The sequence below is a fragment of the Chlamydiales bacterium genome, from assembly GCA_041395025.1.
In the GTDB taxonomy this organism is placed as follows: domain Bacteria; phylum Chlamydiota; class Chlamydiia; order Chlamydiales; family JAAKFR01; genus JAJACP01.
In genome coordinates, this window is record JAWLBH010000001.1 from 195,742 (window position 1) to 217,959 (window position 22,218).

The following is a 22,218-nucleotide window of genomic DNA, read 5'->3' on the forward strand; positions in this document are numbered from 1 at the left end:
TAGTGCCTTTCTTTCATCTTTTATAAGAAGCATGATTTGAAAATAAATAATAAAAAAATCTTTTTTAATTCTTACTCTGATTTTTTTAAATTTATGACTGACTCATTCTTAGATTGCCTATTATCAACAGTTTTAGGACAAAGGTTATTTAGAATTTTCAATCCAGGACTTCAGAAAAAATGATCATTTTCTTCTTCGTATCTTGTTGATTTAGAAGTTGTATCATTGAAGTCATGTTTTGCACCCTCCGTTTTTAACCTAATATTCTGACTCAAAATTTCTCTAGTCATCTTAGATTGATCCTTATCCATCCAAAGCTTGCGTAATAAAGAGATAAAAATAATTCCTAGAATTTCAAAAGATTTCATTATAGATTTTCTGATGTAGCTTGTTGAGATTCTTCTTTTAAATGCGCAATGGATTTTTGCATTTCCATATCCGCCTGAACATTCATCAATCCCGAAAGGAATTTGTGCTTCTGCTTCGATAAATCGAGCACGCATTTCCTCAACTTTTGCTATATTCTCTCGCTCCATAGTAACTGCCATAGCTCTTCTTTCTTCCGCCTGTGCAACGCCTGTATCTGATTGAGCTCGATCTGCTTTTAAACAAGCTCCAATATTTTCACCAACAGTAATATAAACAATATCTATTGAGAGAATTTTGAAAGCTGTTTGAAAATCTCACACTTTATCAAGTACAAGTTGAGAGATGGTTTAAGGATTGCTAAGAACATCTAAATGAGTGCTAGCTTGTTCAATTGAATTCACAATCCCTTCACCGACTCATCCAATGATTGTTTCTTCAGTAACACCTCATGCTCTTTTTTAATAGTATATAACCTGATTTATGAGATAAGAGCTCCATCGTATCTTCTTTTGGAATCAACTTTTGAGAATTAGTCAATCCATAGGATTCTAAGAAAAATCTTCCTTTATCTTGCTTACTTATTTTGCCAAATTGCGAAAACAACTACCAGGCCTATCCAAATAAAGAGCCCACCTATCAATAAGCACAAAGAGAAGAACGAATGCTCATCAACTGCAAAAAGAATAATGCTAGTAAATAAAAAGACTCCTCCGGCAGTTCCAATCATACCTCCAAGAAGAAAACATTCTAAAAAAACCGTGATCAAACCAGTCAAGAGTAAAAGAAAAAAGATCCAACTCAAGGCACTTCCTCAACAATGACCCTACCTCCTTGGATTGCTATGATACGGACTCGACATCCTTTACCTATGAATTTGCCATTACTCAGGACATCATCACTCACACCTTGGATTTCTATTTTTCCAGCAGTCCGCAAAGGAGATGTAACCACACCGACAGTATCAACCTCGGGCAGTCGATCTGAACAAGCTATGTAGCCTGTTTGTTCTTCTTTTAAGATCAAAGAAGAGAAATTAAAGCGTGGAATAATATATTTTACTAGCAAACCAATGATAATCATACCAATAACTAATGAAACTGATAACCAAAAGATTCTTTCAATCACATATTTACCTACTCCATTTAATGTATGGGTTTGAAAAACAAAAGTCATTTCTTTGATACTAGGAAGTAAGAAAAATTCAATCATCATTAACAACACCCCAGCTGAAAAAATAATGACATCCAACCAATTAGCTACTTCTAGAGAAAAACTGGAGACAATCATCAATGCTAAACAAGTGAAGGCAACTAATCCGGGAAGACCAACACCTGGAGTACTGATTTCTATATAAAAACCTAAAAAGACGCTTAAGAATAAAATTGAAGTCACAATTGGTGAACTCAATAAAATAAAAAACTGAGTTTTCCAAACTATCGAATATGTTTTTACAATTGCATGAAGAATTTTATTAAAAAATGCATCAGTAAAGAGAAGTTCTTGACTCATTGGCCACTCTCCTTCTCTTATGATTTGGAGAAGTCTATTAGGTAGGAAAGCAAGATCATCTACACCTAATTCACTCGTTTCCTCGGAAATTAAAGTAAGAAGTTTGCCTTTTTTCGTGATCACTCGTTCCATGGGTTTCGATTTCCTTCTCATGACTCACTTCCATGATCATACCACCACGGATAACCAAAATCAAATCATCATCCACTATTGCTTTAGCAATCAAAGAATTTCGATCAAAAAAAAATGCGCAATTTGCCAAATCTGTTCGAATAGCAGAATTAATTTTTTCTGATGCTACCTCTCCTGTCTTTAAAACAGGAGCTGCTGCTCCCATACATAACGGACACGAATAAGCCAGCACCTGCAAAGAGTGCCCAATGATTGTCGGCGTATCTGTTTCCTTCAAAAGATTAGGAATTTCTTGTACAGGAAACATCTCACCACCCGGGGTATCTAGTTCTAAAATAATAAAAATAGGTTTAAGACGATCACATAGTCATTGATGGCTTGTTTTATACAAAAATAGGTAGCTGAATTGATTGAGTATGATCTCCGATATAAATATGGCTAATATAATTTATTCCTTCTTCTTTGTATTGGATATCGTTCTCTAAACTCTGATACACTACTGCCTCAGAAGCAAATAAACGATTCACGAATAATATGGATAAGAAAAACTGCCTCATCTATATCATTTAAGAAAAGCCAAAATACAATCCCGCGCTCTTTCTAAATTTTCCTTATTGTGAACAGAGGAGATAAAATTTGCTTCAAATTGAGAAGGCGAAATGTAAATGCCTTGTTCAAAAAGAGTGTCAAAATAACGACTAAAAGCTTGAGAATCGCATTTTTTGACATCTTCGATATCCTGTACAGATTTTTGTCCTAAAAAGAGAGTAAAAAGAGAACCTACCTGATAGAGACAGCCGTTCATTGTTTTCATTGCTTCACAAATTGGATCTGTCAGCAAAGAAGTCATATTGGCAATTCTATCATAAAATCCAGGAGTTGCACAAATTTCAAGTGTCCGCAACCCAGCCTCCATAGCGACTGGATTCCCCGAAAGAGTTCCTGCTTGATAGACTGGGCCAACAGGAGCAAGATAATCCATAATCTCACTTCTGCCTCCAAAAGCTGCTGCAGGAAATCCTCCTCCAATAATTTTCCCAAAACAAGTTAAATCAGGCTTAATTTGATAAAGCTCTTGTGCTCCACCCAAAGCAACACGAAATCCTGTAATCACCTCATCAAAAATTAATACTGCCCCTACATCGTGCGTTTTCTCTCTTAAGAATTCTAAATATCCATCCTTTGGTGGAACAACTCCCATATTTGCTGCAATGGGTTCAATGATCACAGCTGCAATCTGTTCACCATATTTAGAAAAAGTTTCTTCAAGTACTTTAACATTATTGTAGGGTAGAGAAAGAGTATGTTTAACAACATCTGAAGGAATTCCTCTGACAGACGATGAGATAGTCGCTGCACTTGATCCAGCTTCAACAAGAAAAGGGTCAGCATGTCCATGATAATGGCCAGAAAATTTAATCAATAAATCTCTTTTAGTAAATCCACGAGCTAGCCTGACTGCACTCATTGTCGCTTCAGTTCCTGACGAGACAAAACGCACTTTTTCTACAGAAGGGACACATTGATTGACCATCTGAGCTAGTTTAGTTTCAACAGCTGTACTGATTCCAAAAGAGCTTCCCCTCTCCACCTGTTGCTGAACTCCTTTGGTTACAAATGGATGGGCATGTCCATGAATCAAAGCTCCCCAAGAACAACAAAAATCGATATAAGTATTGCCATCTACATCAGTGATCCTATCACCATTACCCGAATCAATAATCATAGGTTTTTGATTTAATCCAATAAAAGCACGAACAGGTGAATTGACTCCAAAAGGTGTCACACGACAGGCATCACGATAGATTTGTTCACTTTTCAAACGTTGTTTGATCAATTTTATATTTTTCTTGGATTAGGATAATGTTCTTGTTCAGGTAAAAGCTGATTCAATTGTTCAACAATCAAGGAAAACTGTAGAATTCCCTCTTGAGCTGAAATTTTTTTTCCTACCTGTTCCCATAATGTTAGTGAATCATGAAACAGGGAAGTTTCATCCTGAATTGTTAAATGATTTACTCTAAGTTCTTGATTAAGATAATATTCAAATGCAACAATTTCTCCTCTTAAAAAACTGTCCAATGAATCTATTTCCACTATCGGATAGGGAATAGCAAGAGATTGATTCAATATTTCAATTAAACGATTCACTTCAAAAGCTCCCTTATTTGCAGTGATCTTTTGCATTTCTAACTGATTTATTAGATCTAAGCATTGCAATCTTGCTTCTTCGACTTTTTTGTTTTCAAGAAGATCTGATTCTTTAGAAAGATTTAGAAATAAAAGAAGAGCTTGAATAGAATAGGCGACTTTTTCACAATTCAAAAAGCCCATAATTATTTCATCTCTTGAGTTTGAGATTTAAATATTTTATGACACGCAATTTTTAAGAAACATTTGAACATGAACCCTTTAAAAAGTGGAAACTAGACAATTAAAATGGAAAACCATCACAATTCTTAGGTTAGCTAAAGAACAGAAAACTAGCAATATTTATGGTGTTTCATGATGAAATGTTTTTTGTTTCTTTTTTTTCTTTCCTTCTCTTCGCCATTTTTTGCGTACCATATTTCATTTGAAGGCGATTTACCAGAAGAAATTTTTACGACAATTTCCGCAGCTTCTCAGCTCAACAACGATTATAATCATCCTCCTCCTACATTTTTTATTTTGAAAAAACAAGCAGAAAAAGATAAGAAAACACTTTTACAAGTCTTACATGCATTTGGTTATTATGATGGAGAGATTGAAATACACTACTCTGGCCAATTTCCTAATACAACTGTGCATATCTTCTTCAATCTAGGTCAAGCCTATACATTTGACGCAATTACTATCTTAGATCAAGAGAAATTGGCTCTTTGTTTAGATACATCTACCTTCAAACTGAAAATTGGAGACCCAGCTCATTCCAATTCTGTTATTGAAACACAAGAAGAAATTTTAATGCAGATGCATAGTTTTGGGTATCCTCTTGCCCTAGTTCATGATCGAAAAGTTCTTGTCGACCAAGAGAACAAGTCAGTCTCTGTGACTTATATTGTCCAATCTGGACCGCTTGCCTATTTTGGAAATCTTGAATTAAATGGTTTGAATAAAGTGAAACGAAGATACATTGATCGGAAAATTGCTTGGAAAACTGGCGAAATCTATAACCCAAAACTTGTCTCTTGTACAGATAACTTTTTAAAAGAATCAGGGCTTTTCTCTTTTGTAACAGTTCGATCTGCTGATTTTGTTGACGAAAATGGTTATCTACCTATGTATATTCAGCTGCAAGAAAAAAACTATCGTCATATTGGTGCTGGAATTAGCTATAGTACCGACGAATCCATTGGATTAATGGCTCAGTGGGGTCATGATAATTTTACTGGTTGGGGAGATACTCTTGCCTTAAATGGAGAGTATTCGGAAATCATCCAGAGAGCCACTTTGATTTATGCCATACCCGATATCTTTGGTAAAGATCACAACCTCCTTTATTCAGCTGAAGCAAGGCGTGAAAACACCCCTGGGTTTATTGAAAAAGAAATTAGTTTTTTAATCCGGTTTAATAAACAAGTTAACCCTCTTTTCTTTTTAGATTATGCAGGTCGTTATGAAAGGTTACTGAGTACTAAGTCAGACAATAATTCAAACTATAACCTCTTAAGTTCTCCTATTCAATTGCGTTTTGATACTTCAAACAATTTGTTAAATCCTACAAGTGGCACAACAATTGCTTATTTTTTTACTCCTTATCAAGCGATTTTTAACTCGCATATTAATTTTTTAAGACAAGAACTTTTAGTGAACACCTATCAACCTCTTCTACAATCTGGCAAAATTCTGTTGGCAATTTCTTTACAAATCGGAGCAATTTTAGGACAATCTCGATATGAAATTCCTGCACCAAAACGATTTTATGCTGGTTCTGCAACTAGTTTAAGGGGATATAAATATCTCTCAGTTTCTCCATTAGAAGGCGATAAACCTATTGGAGGCTCTTCTTTGATGATTGGATCGATTGAACCACGATTTCAAGTTTGGGATAAAATTTATCTCGCGCCATTTTATGATATCGGGAATGTTTATGCTTCCTCTCTTCCTCGTTTTGATAAAAAGGTGCTCACTTCAACTGGGATTGGAATACGTTATTTAACTTCTCTTGGCCCTTTTTGTGTTGATATTGGATTTCCTATAAATAAACGCAAAGGCATTGACAAAACATTTCAAATCTACGCAAGTTTAGGACAAAAATTTTGAGATTATGAAAAAAATCATTCAAAAGCTGTTCTTATTTTTCTTTCTAATAGTCATCCTGACTTTCTTACTTTTTCAAACTTCATTTGGAAAAGAGAAAATTCGAAAATGGATTGAAAAAAAAATGGAAGGAAGTCTTGTGATAGGCAAGATAGAAGGAATATTTCCTTTTTGGCTCCATATGCATGATGTCCAATATCAAAATGAAACGATCAAACTCAACTCTACAACGATTGAGCTTTTGTTTTCTCCTATCTCTTTGCTTTTTGGTAAAATTTCAGTTCTAAAGCTCTATGTTGATCAAATGAATCTAGATACTTCAAAAAATATAGCTCCCACCTCTTTAAACCAACCATGTATACTGCTTCCAATTACCTTTCAATCAATTGAAATTCCCTCTCTTAACTTGAATGAATTTAAAAATATTTCCCTTAAAGGAAGAGGAGAAATAAGTAAGAATATTGCTTTATATTTTACTGCTCATTATCAAGGTGGATTTTTTCAATTTAGAATAGAGAGAAAATCACAGGAAAAGATGATCGAAATCGATGGACGGTTTAAAAAGAATCGAGAAATAAACATCTATCTTTCTGGTGCTTATGAAGCTAACAAGAAGATTTTGACGGGGAAAATCTCTGGCAATATGTATGCTTGGCAAGTAAAAACTTACTTATGTCTTTCTGAGTCTGATCTTAATCTTACAAATACTATAATTGAAAAAGATGATCTTCTTATCTCTGGTTCTTTGTCTTTCAATCTCAATACCCATTTTTTTGAAGGAGATGGATTTTTTTTAGAACAGGCTTATTCTACAAAAGGCGTGATGAATTGGAATAGAGGTGAAGTGAGTTTATCGGACTTTTTCCTTGAATATTTCGGAAATACTCTTCATAGCGATTTAGCCTACTCGTCAAATACAAATACTCTAACTGGTGCACTTGCTCTCGATTTAAAAAATTCTTTTCAAGACTCTATCCAAGGAGTTGTAAGTGGAAACTTATCAATTAAACCAGAAGAAAAGCTATTTACAATCTTAGGACGTGATATTACATGGAAAGATCTTACCTTTTCAGAAATGCATCTTGATGCAAAAGTTAGAGAAGAACAACTAAGCTTTTCATTACATCTTAAAGATTTCATCATGCTTGATCCTGCCTATGAGGTCTTTCCTACTACTCATCTTAATTTAAATGGAGAAGCCACAAAAAAACAATTGACTCTGCAGGGTGAGGTTTTAGGGCTAGGTAGCGAGCCTTTTACCCTTTTGGCTGATCTACCTATTCATTTCTCTTTAATACCTTTTGATATCACTATAAATCCTAACCATCCCTTTTCTATTTCTTTAAAAGGAAAAGGATCTATCGATCCTATTCTTGCATTTCTTGAAAATGGTTCTTTGATGGCTCATGGAGACATTGATATGAACCTCGCTTTGCATGGTCATTGGAATGAACCACAAATCAAAGGAACTCTTCTCTACGAAAATGGACGTATTGAAAGTTTAGCTACAGGCGCAATTTTTGAAAATATTCGCATGGAAGCTGTTGGGGAAAATCATTTGCTAAAAATCCAATCAATGACTGCTAGTGATTCAGAACAAGGCAAATTAGTAGGATCTGGACAAATTGAATGGAATCCTGAGAAGAACTTCCCATTTAAATGGATCATTCAATTAGACAAATTTCACCTTCTGACAGTTGATCTCTTAACCATGTCTGCTAATGCAGATCTTAGCCTATCCGGAAATGTTAAAGAAATGTCTATTCAAGGGACAGCAAATATTGTTGAGGGAGAGCTGACTATTCCTAATAAAATGCCATTGCATATCCCCACTCTTGAAGTTACCTATATCAACCTTCTACCTACTGCGAAACCTGAAATCGAAACATCCCCTCCAATCATTCCAATCTCCCTGGATCTTCAAATTCAAATTCCTAAACGATTTTATATTAATGGACGTGGCTTAAATTCCGAATGGTCAGGACATATTCATATACACGGTCTTCAAGATGCTCTAGAATACTTAGGGGAAATTAAACTCCTCCAAGGGCGTTTTTCTCTCATTGGGAAAACATTTGATTTAGTCGAAGGAAAAATTCTCATTCATGGCTTGGATCCGAAAAATATTCTAGTCGATCTTAAAGGTGATCTTGATCTTTCTACGATCACTGCTTCGATTAATGTGAGTGGAAACCTTGATGCGACCCATCTTGTTTTTACTTCAAATCCTCCAATGGACACGAATCAAATTCTTTCACAAATTTTATTCAATCAAGGAATCAATGAATTAACTCCTTTTCAAGCTTGCCGCCTTGCTAGTATTCTTGTGCAGCTCTCAGGAAAGTATGCTGGTCCTACAATTTGGAATAATATTAAGGCAGGATTAGGAATCGATGTATTTGATATTACCAACTGTGATCTTAACTCAGCTGATCTAACTTTCCAATTTGGGAAATATATTTCTCAAGGCACGTTCGTTGGTGTAAGTAAAAGCTTATCTGGGGATTTCGACTCAGTCTTAATTCAAACGCGTCTATATCATGACTTCTATCTCCAAGCGAATTATGGAGGTTCATTGAATAGCTTAACTCCAAGTGGTGGCAAGATCATTTTCAAATGGTATAAATCTTATTGAGAAAAATGATCATTCACTAAAAGCTGATGAGCGGTGATCTCCATGACACCTAGAGCATTTTTGAGAATTCGCCCCTCCTTTTCTAAACGATAGACAATGATTACGATCATAAAATCTTGAAATCGGATAAGGTGATGGATTGAAATAACGGTTCACAGGAAGAGTATAAGGATAGTCATTAATGTTAATATAGCCGTAAAAATCTTGATGACTATCGGCCCAGCCTGGATTGTAATAGCGATCACGCAAACAAGGACGCCCACACCAATAAGCCTCTAAAGGAGAAATTGTCAATAAAGAAAGAAATAAACTAACCAATAGTATTTTCATACTACTCATTATAGTAGATTTTTAAAAACTTTAGTATAAATATTTAATTATATTAAAACTATTTATTTAAACTTTTTAAAATCAAATTCTTATGATTTTCATAGAAAAATGCATTCGATCCATCGATTTTCACCAATTTTTCCTTCTATCTAAAGAGGAACAAGTGATAAGTATATGATACTTAAAAGAAGATTACTAAATTTTAAATGAAGATTAGATATGCAATCCAAAAATCAGAATAATAGACTAGCAAGTTCTTAAAAGAGGAATCTGGAAGATATTTTGATCAATTCGTTTGAGTTTTGCTTGGCTCAATCCAACGTCCATGTTCTTTGATTAATTCAATTAATCGGTCATCTGCTTCTGACATATCAATGTTTTTTTTTACACACTCTTTTCCAACATAAAGATCAATTTTTCCAGGACGGGATCCCACATACCCAAAATCTGCATCTGCCATCTCGCCAGGCCCATTAACAATACAACCCATGATGGCAATTTTTACACCCACTAAATGTTGAGTATGACAACGAATACGAGAAGCTACCTCTTCAAGATCGAATAAAGTTCTTCCACAGCTAGGACATGAGATAAATTCTGCTTTTGAATGACGCATACGAGCGCCTTGTAAAATTGAAAAACTAAGAGAACGGAGAGCATGTAAAGAGGCTGATCCAGTAAGACAGATTCCTTCACCAAGATGATCACACAAAAGCGATCCACATTCAGCTGAAGCTTGAATCACTAAGTCTTCTTGATTGCAGGGGTAATGAAATTTTAGAATTACAGGCATGTTGAGATGATGCAGAGTAAGCCAATCAAAAAAACAACGTGTATGATAAAGATAATCAGATGTTGGAGAAAAAAACAGTACATCTGGTTGATCCACTAAAATCTTCTCCCAATTCTTCTCCACTATATAGGGATTTCTGAGGATAGCAATTCCTGCTTCTTCAACTTTTTTAAGTTTAGGATGGTCAAAATCGACGATCAGCCCATCAACGCTTCTTAGAGTTTTTACAGGATGACCTAATTGGACTGTGCAACCAATCTCTTGATAAAAACGACTCTCTTCTACCTCTTCTTCAGAAACAGTCAAAATGACTGATCCGTTAGGATGCAAAGGAGGAGGGATTTTAACCCGACCTAATCGAGAAGGAGGAGAAAAAGATGTTAACTCATGGCTCTTATCTTTCACTAAAAGAGAATTTTCTCTTATCTCTGGAGAATAAAGAGAAATTTTTGCATGAGAAAATGCAATAATTCTCTTACAAGGATCTATTTCATGACAAGGACCTTCCGTTAAAGAGACACGAATTGTATCTCCAATTCCATCTAAAAGCAGTGAACCAATCCCTATGGCTGATTTAACACGACCATCTTCTCCTGCTCCTGCTTCAGTGACTCCTAAATGAATAGGATAATCCCATCCAAGTTCATCAAGCTTTTGCACTAAAAGACGATATGCCTCAATCATCACTCGAGTATTGCTCGATTTCATCGAAAAAATAATATCATGAAAATCTAATTGGCGACAAATTCGTGTGAATTCAAAAGCTGACTCGACCATGCCTATGGGAGTATCTCCATACCGGTTCATAATGCGATCGGATAATGAACCATGATTCGTACCAATCCGTATCGCTTTTTTAAGACGTTTACATTTTTCAACAAGTGGAGAAAATTTTTCCTCAATTTTTTTAATCTCAGAAGCATAAGTCGATTCATCATATGTCATAATTTTAAAAGAGGCGCGTTTATCAACAAAATTGCCAGGATTGATACGTATTTTATCGACAAAATCTGCAACTAACAACGCAGCAGGAGGATAGAAATGAATATCTGCGACAAGAGGAACTGTGTATCCCTTTTGAATTAAGCCATTTTTGATGCTTTCACAAGCTAATGCCTCTTTTTTTCCCTGAACAGTGACACGTACAATTTCACAACCTACATCAACTAAAGAGAAAATTTGTTCAATCGTTGCCTGAACATCAGCTGTATCTGTGGTTGTCATAGACTGAATCTTAATTCGATTGGTCCCTCCAACCCCTTGATTCCCTACCATTACCTCTCGTGTTCTACGTCTTTTTTTTTGATAGAGCATGATCATTAAAATTAAAAAAAATAATTGACTAAGTAGTAATAAAAAAAGGATAATAATGAAAAGTAGCTAGAAAAGCAAGAAACAAATGCCATCTATTCAACCATCTGATTTTTCCGAAAGAGGAGATATATCTCCTCTACAACATTTGGCAATAAACAAGACCCAATCAGCTAGCCAAATTGTTGCATCTGAAAAAGATTTAATTAACTTTCATTTACAAAAATATTCTTTTTTAAGGGTGAGAATTTTTGGGAAAATTCTTAAAGCTATTTTTGGAAATCGCATCGCAAAAAATACCTATATCAAAGAGCTGGAAAAACAAATTTCTTCCCAAACACAACCGAAAACAATGGAAAGAATATTTCAAAAGCTACGACCCCATTTAAAACATCTTTCCATGAAAAATTTACAAAAAATCGAACTCTTTCTTAATCTTCGAGGGGGGCCACTTTTTCTTAAGACGAATGAAATAGCGAAAAAACTTCATCATATCATTCATTTGTCAGGAGAAGATGGAAAAATAGAATCTTCTTCAACTAAACAAAATCTATTGTTTATTCAAGATCTGCCAATCGATTTAAATGAAAAAAGTGAAATATTAAATCTTTTAATTGACCCATCTTATCAAAATTATCTCAATTTGCTTATTCAAGACTATACAGATCATCTATCAGATACAGAAGCAAATCTTCTCAATCCAGATTATGATCAACTTCTAAAATCTATCCGTGATCTCATTGAAGCGACCAAACGACATCCTGAAGGAATCAAAAAAGCCCTAGACATAGGAGAAGCACATATTTTTCCTATGATGGGAAATCGGTTTGATAGAGAAGAAAAACTGACTTATTATCAAAGTTGGATTGAGATCGCAAAAAAGGCGGAAAAAGATGAATTTCATAAGGGGCTAAAAACATTTACCGATTTTTATCAGCAATTAGAAGAGATTCAAGCTCAAAGACCAACGATTCCTGAAACATTAGATCAAAAACTCGATACATCTTATCGAAAGATAAAAAGCTGGTTTGCCAATTATCATCAAAACTATCTCAAAGATGTCAGTACAGAGCTTCTCCTTGCAACAGTGAATATCAATACACAGATTATCCATCAAAATCTTGCAGGATTTTTCCTAAAAACAGGCAATGATGGAAGAATGCGTGTCAGGCCCAATCTAGAACACAGACTTACGTCCTCCTTTTCGCTTAGTAATCAAACCTATACGGATGTTAGTATTTTAGAAGATGGAGAAGAGATGGTGAATTTGTTCGATCTCCGGATGCGTCTCATGGTGACTAATGAAAAAACCATGGAAACCCGTGCTATGCGTCTTCCAATTCCAATTGGAGGAGCATTGACAAAAACAAATGCCCGTAAGCTCTTTCAACTTCTAGAAGAGACGGCATGTAGTCCAAAAGGTTTTGATAAAAAGTATGAGGAGTTAAGTTTACCTCAAGAGCAAAAAGAAGAAATCAAAACTGCTTTTATTCAATGGGAAAAAGAAGCAGTTAAGACTTTTAATCAAGTGACTGCGGATTTCAACCAGACAAAGATGCGAGATGCATTTACTTTTTTAAGAGAAGAACCTCAAGTGGTAGCTGCACTTAATCATCCAGAAGAGACGACTCTACTTCTTGAGGTGATTAAAGGACAAAACCTCTCACAACTTCCTAATGGACACCTCTCTCTCCTACCTCCAGAAATTCGTCATCCAAAAATTGGAGAAATTGCCATCGATGACCTTAAACAAGGTCAAGAGAATTTAAGAAATCAATCAGGCAAGCAATCTACAATCGATCTTCCTCAAGGGGAAGGAAGCATCACATTTGCAATTCAAGAAGATATAATCAATTCTGAAAATTGCCTATGGATCAATATAACGATTTCTCAAAACGAAAACAACTATACCCATAAGACTCTTCTATATAAAGAAAATAGATCTGATGAGACCTGCATAGAGGATTTTATTCAATCTAACCACTTTGAAAGAGAGTGTCTACTTGCAAAAGCAGAATTTATTGAAAATTTAGAGCGTCTGACCTTTGAGCCATTAAAAACTCATGTTCTACCTTATCTAACCAAATTTAGTTATTCTGACCAAGCGCTTGTCTTGAATTTTATGACAAGCTTACAAGGAAAAGCTTTCACTGCACATCTTCTAAAGCAAGAGGGGGGACAACAAGGACTTTGGACACACAATCTCTTATCGAGTTTAAAAAAACATCCTGAATTTTTTGCTGCGATTCCTTTAAATCATACTCCTAAACATTTAGCTAAACTTCTCGAAAATATTCTAAATGAAAATGATTTTAAACGTCGAAATGGATTGCTTAAATTTCTAGGCCATCCTAAGAATCGTCCTTATCTGAAAGTAGTATTTGATCAGCGTATTGAACTTACTTTCAACAACGAATAAATGCTATAGAAAATGCCATATATTCTTATCCAGAGAAGATATTCGAGGCGATTGCAACTTATTCAGATGATATCAAAAGGATGGTAGGAGATCGATTTAAACTATCTGACCACTTCAAATATATCCACACATGGATCGAGATGGCTGGTGGAGAGAACTCCAACTTTCCTAAAGCTTTGGATGATTTTCAAAGATATCTGCAACAAGCCAATGAAATACAAAATCAACGCCCACGCCTTTATCGAAGAAGCGAACAGAAGGATTTTGTAAAAATGAACAAACTATGGAAACACGTGCTTTAAAAATACCCCTTCCAATCCAAGGTAAGATGACAAAGAAAAAAATACGATCACTTCTCAATGTTTTACAAAAAACGCTAAGTAACAATGAATTCGAAAAAGCTTATCAAGAGGAGGAATTGCCTAAAAATGAAACAGCTTTATGGAAAGAAAAGTTTTTATCCTGGCAAAAAGTCCAAGAAAAAGAATTCATGAAAATGATAGATGATTTCAATGCGACTTCAACACGTCCTTTATTTACTTTTGCCCTTGAGACTCCTTCAATACAAGCAGCTATTCAAAATCCCTCTTCTCCCTTTTTAGCTCTTGAAGCAGCAAAATCTGGGAATATTTTTAAACTAGAAGATGGAACACTCTCTCTTCTTCCTCAAGAATCGATAGCATCGATTAAAGAGAAGGTAAAATCTATGGAAACTCATCCTTTAAAATTTTCGGAAAATGAAAGAGATTTAATGGAATCTCAAAAAAAAATGCATTTTGCAATTGGACAGATTCCCAAATCTAAGATCCTTGAGGCATTAGAACTTTTAACTCAAAAGAATCAATCTTCCGCTCCTGTTGATGTTGTTAATCGAATTGAGATTTTCTTACCTAAAGTTAAGAATAAAAATCTCTCCTTAGTTAAAGGAACCATCAGTTTCAAATTTGAAGAAAAACACATTCAAGGAACTCGGTTTGTAGAATTGAAGAGTACGATCAAATGTGACAATCAAGAAAAAACACGCACAACTCGTTATGAATTGAAAGAAAAAGAAAAAGCAGATAGGAAATTTCATAGTATGTTAGAAAGCAAGCAATTTGAGAGAGATCTTTTATTAGCAAAATCAGAGTTTATAAATGCTTACCTATAGTTTTGACAAAATCCTCCTATTTTTTAGTGAAAAACTGGATGTGGATCCTCCACCTGAAGTAGATATCCAGTCTGGTAAAGTAGAACTTTTTATTAATCAGATCCATGTAACAATCTCACAAGGGAGAATAGAAGGGAGTCTGACCATGTCAACTGATTTTGGTTTGATTCCGAAACACATATCCGAACCACATGCAAAAGAATTACTAATCAGCAATTTTTTAGGGATTCACACAGGAGGATGTACCTTTGCTTTGAATGAAGAGGAAAAACTATTGGAGTTACGGTTAAATATTACACCAATCACCTCTCTTCAAGAAAGTTTGGATTCTCTTTATAGATTAATCAGTGTGAGAGTTGAATGGGAAAAAACCATTCTGAAATGGGAAGAATTTATTCCTTTTTACGAAGAGATAATTCGTCCAACCCAACAGATCTAAAGTCCTATGAATTGATCATAAGAGCAAGCTAGATGTTTAAAGCATTTTTAGTACAATTATCTAAAGTATTAGATTTCGAAAATCTACAACCCGATAAAAATGGGGTGTGTTTAATCTCATTTACAAAAAAAAAGATACAAATGCTTATCGAATATGATGAGAGCCTGATCTCAAATAAAGTCCTTATTTCTAGTGCTGTTCTCTACTTTCCTATTGATCAAAGACAACAAGTTTATCAATATTGTCTTAAAACAAACCATAAGATTGAAGCAAGTATTTCCATAAAACCCGATGAAGACATCTTGTATTTACATCAAAGGATTGCACCCACAATCCACGCAACTGAGCTTAAGCTGATTATTGATAGCTTTCTTGAAACTATTAAAATGATTGAAAATGATCTCACAAAACTATTTAAAACATCACGAAAAGATCATCAAGTGTCTTCCCCATCTTCTTTGATACAACCCTTTCCCTATAAAGCTTAATTCTATAAGATGAATCAAAATGAATTTTTATCTTAAAAAAATCTATCAATCCTTTAAAGGCGTTGGGATGTGGGCATTTTTGCTCTTTCAAACAATTTGTGCGACAATTAAACGTCCCCCCTCTACTTCAATTCTTATTGATCAACTTTATCAGATTGGCTTTCTTTCATTGCCTGTTGTGGCAATCACAGGATTTTCAACTGGCCTTGTCTTAGCTGCTCAATCTTTCTATCAATTAGGTGATAAAGGACTTGCAAGTGCAACTGGACTTCTTGTAGGGAAAGGGATGTTAACAGAAATTGGTCCTGTGCTTACTGCTTTTATGGTCACAGGAAGAGTCGGGTCTTCGATGACAGCTGTTATTGGCACTATGCGAGTAACTGAACAAATTGAAGCTCTCAAATCTATGTCAGTCAATCCACTAAGCTATCTTTTAGCTCCTAGAATTATCAGTACTATCACTATGCTACCCATTTTGACAATGTTTAGTGCAGCAATGGGAATTTTTGGAGGTTATTTGATTTCTGTACATCTTTTTGGGATGACTTCTCAAGGATATTTCGATTCCATGCCCATAGAGATCTCCTCTTTTGATATCTGGATAGGAATGATAAAAGCCACTTGTTTTGGTTTTATCATTAGCACAATTGCTTGTTACAAAGGAATGATGACTAGTCAGGGCGCATCCGGAGTAGGACAAGCGACAACGCAAAGCGTTGTCATCTGTTATTCTTATATCTTAATCATTAATTTTGTATTAACAGTTGGTTTGAATATTTTTCATACCAATTTATTGAATTGGGAAAGGATATGACAATTGAGGTAGAAAATCTCTCAAAAAAATTTGATCGCAATCTCGTATTAAACAACTTAAATCTTATGGTCAAACAAGGAGAAACCGTTGTCATACTAGGGCGTTCAGGATCTGGTAAAAGTGTGTTATTAAGACAAATATTAGGTTTGGAAAAACCAGATCAAGGAAAAGTCATAGTAAATGGAATCACGATTTCTGATTTAAAAGAAGGAGAAATCTATCAAGTCATCCATGACATGGGAATGCTGTTTCAGGCTTCCGCTCTTTTTGACTCCATGACAGTTGGTGAAAATACCGCTTTCTATTTAAAACAACATACCCAACATACTCAAAAAGAAATTGACCTACTTGTCAACGAAGCTTTAAAGATAGTGGGGTTAGAAGAAAAGAAAAATATGATGCCCGCTAATCTTTCAGGAGGGATGCGTAAGAGAGCAGCTCTAGCACGACTGATTGTTTATCGACCAAAAATCTTGCTTTATGATGAACCTACAACTGGACTTGATCCAATTACTGCAATGCAAATTAATGAGCTGATTGTTAAAACACAAAAAGAGCTAAATGCTACAAGCATTGTAGTTACTCATGACATCTGCTCTGCGTTTTATGTAGCTGATAGAATTGCTTTAAATCACGAAGGAAAAATTGCATACATTGCAACAAAAGAGGAATTCATTAAAATCGATGATCCGATTGTCCAGAGATTTTTAAAACATGCAATACCAATGACTATGGGTAAATATGGAGGATAAATATAAAGCTTTTTGGTTAGGAATTTTTATTATTGGAGGCATTACTGTCATTTCTTTATTTATCTTATTTCTTAAGCCCTCTGTTGGAGATGGAGGTTTAATCTTAAAAGTTCGTTTTTCGAATATTGATAAAATACAACGTGGGACACGTGTAACCCTTGCTGGAAAACCTATTGGAGAAGTAGTAGACATCAAAGAAGTAGAGGATCCTCAACAAAGTCCTGCAGATGCATTTGGAAATCTTTATATTTTTGAACTTTCTCTTCAAGTGGATTCAGCTCTTCGTGTCTATTCATATGATGAAATTATGTTTTCTACCTCAGGACTTCTTGGAGAAAAATCCATCACTATTCTCCCTAAAGCTACTCCTATTGGAGCGCTTCCTGCTCAAGATGTGACTCAAGAAATGCTATTTGCAAATTCTACAGATCAATTAGAGCAAACACTCAATCAAATTGGATATTTAACACATAAATTGACTAATACAGTAGAAAAAATGGATCTATTTATTTCTGATAATAAAGAAGATTTTAACTTAGCACTTCATGCTTTTTCTGACGCAGCTAAGGAAGTGAAAAAATTTATAGCTCATGCAAATCAAAAAAATCTCGTGGATAGCATGTATTTAGGAATTGAATCAGCTATTCGGACACTTGATCGTACTAATCAGTTAATTAAGGAAGTTCAAGAAAATAACTTAATCCAATATCTCCAATCCAATCTCCATGATCTCCATCTAATCATCAATCGGATTGGAAATGGAGAGGGTACTTTAGGTCAGTTAATTCACAACAATTCTCTTTATTTACAGATTTCAGCTATGATAGCTAAAGTGAATACCTTTCTGAATGATATTAATAATTATGGTCTACTTTTTCAGTATGATAAGAGTTGGCAACGTTCTAGAACAAACAAGATCAATCGAATGAATCAATTGCGTCGTCCTAAAGATTTTTATGACTATTTTGAACGAGAAATTGATGAAATTTCAGTAAGCCTAAACCGTGTGGGGCAAATAATTGAGCTTATGGAAGATCGTACTATTCCCATGCGAAGTGAATGTTTCGCAAACAGTTTCCTTGAACTTCAAGGTCGAATTGAATATTTACGAGATTCTATTAAATTATATACTGAAATACTCCTGGAAGATGGTTGTAAGAAGAGTTGTACTGATTAGAAGAATGAGTGAAAGTTTTTTAGAGATTTTTATGACTATTTTTCATATTTTCTAAAATAAGCTAACGTGAGTTAGAAAAGTTTTTTTTCAAAAAGATAAGAGAAAAACTATTTAAGTATCTTCATTAGGAGAAAAATTGTGGACTTAATCCCCTACTCACATCTTGAGAAAGGGACTTTTTTGATTGCAACACCTGACATGGAATCCGGTATTTTCTTTCGCAGTTTGTTACTACTCTGTGAACATAGTCCGAATGGATCTTTTGGTATTGTCATCAATAAAAACCTTGAAATTGAGCTCCCTCATGAAATTCTTTCATTAGAACAATTAAACAATCCTAACGTTAGTATTTGTGCTGGAGGCCCTGTGCAAACTAATCAAATGATGCTTCTCCATGCATCTGATCAAATTCCTGAACAAACTATTGAAATTTGTAAGGGAGTCTATCTTGGTGGAGATCTTCAATTTCTTCATGATACAATTATTGATGAAGCTGGACCCGCTATTCGGCTTTGTTTTGGTTATGCAGGGTGGCAAGCAGGTCAACTTGAACGAGAATTTCTTAATAACGACTGGTTTATTTGTCCTGGCACAGCTAAACATATTTTTGAAACTCCCCCTGAAACTCTTTGGCAAACTGTCTTACGCGAGCTTGGCGGAAAATATGCCACCCTATCAATGATTCCTGAAGATCTTACTTTAAATTAAATTTAAAAATTTAATTTAAAAAATAACTTCAAACACTTGCAAAATTTCTCTATTTCATCTAATAAAATGCATAACGAGAGTAAAAAAAAAGCCCCTTTGGCTGAGCCAAAAGGGCAATTACTCCAAGGTAAAGAGGAGGGGGAGTCTTAACGCTTGGAGAATTGAAAACTTTTACGAGCTTTTTTACGACCATACTTCTTACGTTCTTTTCTACGAGGATCACGAGTAAGATAATCTTCAGCCTTAAAAGCCTGTTTGACTTCTTCATTTTCAAGCAAAAGTGCTCTAGCAATGCCTAAACGAGTTGCTATGACTTGACCTTCAATTCCGCCGCCATTTAAACGAATGATAATATCATACTTATTTTCGCCCTCAATGATTTTCAGTGGAGAAAGGATAGTGTTTCTTTGAATTTCTAAAGGAAAATAGTCAGTAAAATTTTGGCCATTCACATTAATTTTTCCACTGCCATGACGAAGCAAAATGCTTGAAACAGCACGTTTACGACGACCAGTTGCTAAATATTCTTGAATTTTTGTCATAAACTTCCTTTTAAATATCTGCTTTAATAGGTTTCTGAGCTTGATAAGGATGCTCTGCACCCGCAAAAACACGCAGCTTACGTAGTTGCTGTTTGCCCAAGCGAGATTTTGGCATCATTCCTTTCACAGCATGAGTAATAATATATTCCGGTTTACGTTCTTTAATATTTCGGTAGGGAATGATACGCTGTCCACCAATATGACCTGTATAATACTGGTAATTCTTTTGTCCTTCTTTGTTACCCGAAACAAGAATCTTGTCAGCGTTCACCACAATTACCCCATCTCCCATATCTAAATTTGGGGTAAAAATAGGTTTATGTTTACCACGGAGCACTCTTGCAATCTCAGCACAAAAATGACCTAAAATCTTACCTTCAGCATTAAAAAGATACCAAGAACGGGTAATAGCCTCTTTTTTTATTAAAGTTGTTGTTGTTTCTTTCTTGCGCTGCATTATCCATTTTCCTTAGAATGTAAAGAAGAAAATGATAAATTGATCTCTTTTTTTTGCCAAGCAAAAGAATATATTTGGACCAGGCTAGCTAATATCTACAATGCTTTAAAACATAAACTGCAAATAGAATACAAACTAATAAGAGGCTAATGAGTCCGTGAAAAAATCGATAAAAGAGACGAGATTGCACCCTCTTTGTGATGAAAATGCCACAAATCATATCAGACATAATTAACAGAAAAGCAAAGGTAAGTTTCATATGGAGCCAAGGAGCTTTCCAGTTGGTTTCTTTGAATAAAAGAATTAATCCTCCGAATAGGATAGCTAAGATCATTGCAGGAAGATCTAGATAGAAATATATTCTTTTATCGAGACAATTCATTGCTTCCATATCTGATTTCTTGATTAGGTATCCGAGCATCCAAGTCAATATGAACAAGGCTCCAATCCAAATAAATAGAAAAAGAACATGAAAAAATTTTAAAAACGCCATAATCAATAAAAAGTCATTTTCGAGAGATTTTTATTGTCAATTCCATTAAATTTGTAAAATCGAAAATTAAAAAATAAAGTAGAATTTTTTGTCAAAATAATCTCTCTATGAAAAAAGAACCCAAAACATTTTACATGCGGACTTATGGATGCCAAATGAATGAACTCGATACTGAAGTCATGTCAGGTATTTTAGAGAGGCGAGGTTTAAAGCAAGTAGAAGAAGAGGTTGAAGCGGATCTGTTGATTTTTAATACCTGTTCAATTCGTGATTTAGCGGAACGAAAAGTCATGGGTAAAGTTGGGCAACTGGGAAGAAAAAAAAACCGAACCCAAATCATTGGTATAACAGGATGTATGGCTAATGCAAAAAAAGAGAGCTTGTTTCAAAAACTTCCTCAAATCGATTTTTTATTAGGCACCAATAATATTCATCATCTCGATAAAGTTTTAGATGAAGTTTTATACAATCAAGAACAGACGATTTTTGCAGATGAAAAATTTTACCAAGAGCTTGACTATGTCAACGCAAAACGGACTGAGAAATATAAAGCTTATGTCTCAATCATTCGAGGATGTGATAAATATTGTACTTATTGTGTTGTCCCTTATACACGTGGTCCTGAAGTCTCTCGTCATCCAGATAGCATTCTTGAAGAATGTCAGAAATTAGTTGAGAAAGGATGTCAGGAGATTACTTTACTTGGTCAAAATGTGAATAGCTATGGTAAAGATCTTCATGAAATGCCTATCCTTTTTCATGATCTTCTTTATCAACTTGATAAAATTGAAGGATTAAACCGCATCCGTTTTTTAACAAGCCATCCTGTAGATATTACTCAAGAGCTGATGGAAGCGATTCGGGATCTGCCCAGCTTATGCGAACATGTGCATTTCCCATTACAATCTGGTTCTAATCGTATTTTACGCAAAATGCATCGGATCTACACAAAAGAAGAATATCTAAGTAAAGTCTCCCGTCTAAAAGACCTTGTTCCCCATGTCACTCTTGGGACTGACATGATTGTTGGTTTCCCAACAGAGACAGAAGAAGAATTTGAAGAAACAATGGATGCAATGCGCCATGTGCGTTATGGGAATGCATTTCTCTATACATACAGCCCTCGCAAGGGAACACCTGCAAAAAGATGGGCTGATGATATTTCTGAAAACGTCAAACATGAAAGACATCAACGTCTTCTCAATTTACATAATCAAATTGCTGCAGAGTTGATGAAGGAAATGATCGGTCAGGAAGTTGAGATTCTTGTCGAAAGAAGAAACCATAAACACCCATCTTATCTTAAGGGATTGACTCGTTGTTGGCGTAATGTGATTTTTAAAGGAGAAGATCTACTTATCGGAACACTCCAAAAAGTGATTTTACGTAGTTTTACCCATAATACATTTTTTGCAGAACTTATCTCATGAATTCCAAGAAATATCAAATTTAACTATA

The 22,218-nt window shown here is 34.9% G+C and carries 22 protein-coding genes and 1 pseudogene; 12 read left to right on the forward strand and 11 right to left on the reverse strand.

Annotation, left to right across the window (positions count from 1 at the left end; translation table 11 throughout):
• Positions 1–170: 170 nt before the first annotated feature.
• The 6 genes and pseudogenes from R3E91_00870 to R3E91_00895 form a co-directional block, all read right to left on the reverse strand.
• Positions 171–671: pseudogene (locus R3E91_00870) on the reverse strand (flotillin-like FloA family protein).
• 496 nt (positions 672–1,167) lie between these two features.
• Positions 1,168–2,031 carry an NfeD family protein gene (locus R3E91_00875; protein MEZ5314756.1) on the reverse strand — a complete coding sequence of 288 codons (864 nt, stop codon included), beginning with the start codon at positions 2,029–2,031 and terminating at the stop codon, positions 1,168–1,170.
• Positions 1,949–2,317, reverse strand: a complete 369-nt coding sequence (locus R3E91_00880) for a hypothetical protein (protein MEZ5314757.1) — start codon at positions 2,315–2,317, stop codon at positions 1,949–1,951. The genes R3E91_00875 and R3E91_00880 overlap by 83 nt, the downstream gene beginning before the upstream one ends.
• Positions 2,318–2,393: 76 nt before the next feature.
• Positions 2,394–2,567: a hypothetical protein gene (locus tag R3E91_00885; protein ID MEZ5314758.1), complete on the reverse strand. Its 174-nt coding sequence runs from the start codon at positions 2,565–2,567 to the stop codon at positions 2,394–2,396.
• Between the two features lie 5 nt (positions 2,568–2,572).
• Positions 2,573–3,847, reverse strand: a complete 1,275-nt coding sequence (hemL, locus tag R3E91_00890) for a glutamate-1-semialdehyde 2,1-aminomutase (protein ID MEZ5314759.1) — start codon at positions 3,845–3,847, stop codon at positions 2,573–2,575.
• A 2-nt stretch (positions 3,848–3,849) separates the two neighbouring features.
• Complete coding sequence (locus R3E91_00895) at positions 3,850–4,344, reverse strand: hypothetical protein (GenBank protein MEZ5314760.1); 495 nt, start codon at positions 4,342–4,344, stop codon at positions 3,850–3,852.
• Positions 4,345–4,515: 171 nt separating this feature from the next.
• Between R3E91_00895 and R3E91_00900 the strand changes: the two genes are divergently transcribed.
• Positions 4,516–6,255: a BamA/TamA family outer membrane protein gene (locus R3E91_00900; GenBank protein ID MEZ5314761.1), complete on the forward strand. Its 1,740-nt coding sequence runs from the start codon at positions 4,516–4,518 to the stop codon at positions 6,253–6,255.
• A 4-nt stretch (positions 6,256–6,259) separates the two neighbouring features.
• Complete coding sequence (locus R3E91_00905) at positions 6,260–8,887, forward strand: translocation/assembly module TamB domain-containing protein (protein ID MEZ5314762.1); 2,628 nt, start codon at positions 6,260–6,262, stop codon at positions 8,885–8,887.
• A 9-nt stretch (positions 8,888–8,896) separates the two neighbouring features.
• Here the strand turns inward: R3E91_00905 and R3E91_00910 are convergent, their stop codons facing one another.
• Together R3E91_00910 and ispG are read right to left on the reverse strand one after the other, a co-directional pair.
• Complete coding sequence (locus R3E91_00910) at positions 8,897–9,217, reverse strand: hypothetical protein (GenBank protein MEZ5314763.1); 321 nt, start codon at positions 9,215–9,217, stop codon at positions 8,897–8,899.
• Between the two features lie 286 nt (positions 9,218–9,503).
• Positions 9,504–11,324: a (E)-4-hydroxy-3-methylbut-2-enyl-diphosphate synthase gene (gene ispG, locus R3E91_00915; protein ID MEZ5314764.1), complete on the reverse strand. Its 1,821-nt coding sequence runs from the start codon at positions 11,322–11,324 to the stop codon at positions 9,504–9,506.
• 85 nt (positions 11,325–11,409) lie between these two features.
• On the opposite strand from ispG, the gene R3E91_00920 reads away from it, so the two are divergent.
• The 9 genes from R3E91_00920 to R3E91_00960 all read left to right on the forward strand — a co-directional run bounded on the left by R3E91_00920 (position 11,410) and on the right by R3E91_00960 (position 19,268).
• On the forward strand, positions 11,410–13,740 hold the full coding sequence (locus R3E91_00920; protein ID MEZ5314765.1) for a hypothetical protein: 2,331 nt from the start codon (positions 11,410–11,412) through the stop codon (positions 13,738–13,740).
• 80 nt (positions 13,741–13,820) lie between these two features.
• On the forward strand, positions 13,821–14,042 hold the full coding sequence (locus R3E91_00925; protein ID MEZ5314766.1) for a hypothetical protein: 222 nt from the start codon (positions 13,821–13,823) through the stop codon (positions 14,040–14,042).
• Positions 14,024–14,890, forward strand: a complete 867-nt coding sequence (locus R3E91_00930; GenBank protein ID MEZ5314767.1) for a hypothetical protein — start codon at positions 14,024–14,026, stop codon at positions 14,888–14,890. The genes R3E91_00925 and R3E91_00930 overlap by 19 nt, the downstream gene beginning before the upstream one ends.
• A complete protein-coding gene (locus tag R3E91_00935) occupies positions 14,877–15,329 on the forward strand; it encodes a type III secretion system chaperone (GenBank protein ID MEZ5314768.1) in 453 nt (150 codons plus the stop codon). Before R3E91_00930 ends, R3E91_00935 begins: the two co-directional genes overlap by 14 nt.
• Before the next feature lie 32 nt (positions 15,330–15,361).
• On the forward strand, positions 15,362–15,817 hold the full coding sequence (locus R3E91_00940) for a type III secretion system chaperone (GenBank protein ID MEZ5314769.1): 456 nt from the start codon (positions 15,362–15,364) through the stop codon (positions 15,815–15,817).
• Positions 15,818–15,836: 19 nt separating this feature from the next.
• A complete protein-coding gene (locus R3E91_00945) occupies positions 15,837–16,631 on the forward strand; it encodes an ABC transporter permease (GenBank protein ID MEZ5314770.1) in 795 nt (264 codons plus the stop codon).
• A complete protein-coding gene (locus R3E91_00950) occupies positions 16,628–17,383 on the forward strand; it encodes an ATP-binding cassette domain-containing protein (protein ID MEZ5314771.1) in 756 nt (251 codons plus the stop codon). Before R3E91_00945 ends, R3E91_00950 begins: the two co-directional genes overlap by 4 nt.
• Entirely contained in the window at positions 17,373–18,560 is a 1,188-nt protein-coding gene (locus tag R3E91_00955) for an MlaD family protein (GenBank protein ID MEZ5314772.1), read from the forward strand. Before R3E91_00950 ends, R3E91_00955 begins: the two co-directional genes overlap by 11 nt.
• Before the next feature lie 138 nt (positions 18,561–18,698).
• Complete coding sequence (locus tag R3E91_00960) at positions 18,699–19,268, forward strand: YqgE/AlgH family protein (protein ID MEZ5314773.1); 570 nt, start codon at positions 18,699–18,701, stop codon at positions 19,266–19,268.
• Between the two features lie 146 nt (positions 19,269–19,414).
• Here R3E91_00960 and rpsI read toward each other — a convergent pair whose 3' ends face one another.
• The 3 genes from rpsI to R3E91_00975 form a co-directional block, all read right to left on the reverse strand.
• The gene (gene rpsI / locus R3E91_00965) at positions 19,415–19,810 is read right to left on the reverse strand and encodes a 30S ribosomal protein S9 (GenBank protein MEZ5314774.1); all 396 of its coding nucleotides are present in this window, start codon (positions 19,808–19,810) and stop codon (positions 19,415–19,417) included.
• A 10-nt stretch (positions 19,811–19,820) separates the two neighbouring features.
• A complete protein-coding gene (gene rplM / locus R3E91_00970; GenBank protein MEZ5314775.1) occupies positions 19,821–20,267 on the reverse strand; it encodes a 50S ribosomal protein L13 in 447 nt (148 codons plus the stop codon).
• An 88-nt stretch (positions 20,268–20,355) separates the two neighbouring features.
• On the reverse strand, positions 20,356–20,760 hold the full coding sequence (locus R3E91_00975) for a CopD family protein (GenBank protein ID MEZ5314776.1): 405 nt from the start codon (positions 20,758–20,760) through the stop codon (positions 20,356–20,358).
• Positions 20,761–20,867: 107 nt separating this feature from the next.
• Between R3E91_00975 and miaB the strand changes: the two genes are divergently transcribed.
• Positions 20,868–22,190 (forward strand): tRNA (N6-isopentenyl adenosine(37)-C2)-methylthiotransferase MiaB, encoded by a 1,323-nt coding sequence (miaB, locus tag R3E91_00980; protein ID MEZ5314777.1) that lies wholly within the window; start codon positions 20,868–20,870, stop codon positions 22,188–22,190.
• Positions 22,191–22,218 lie beyond the last annotated feature (28 nt).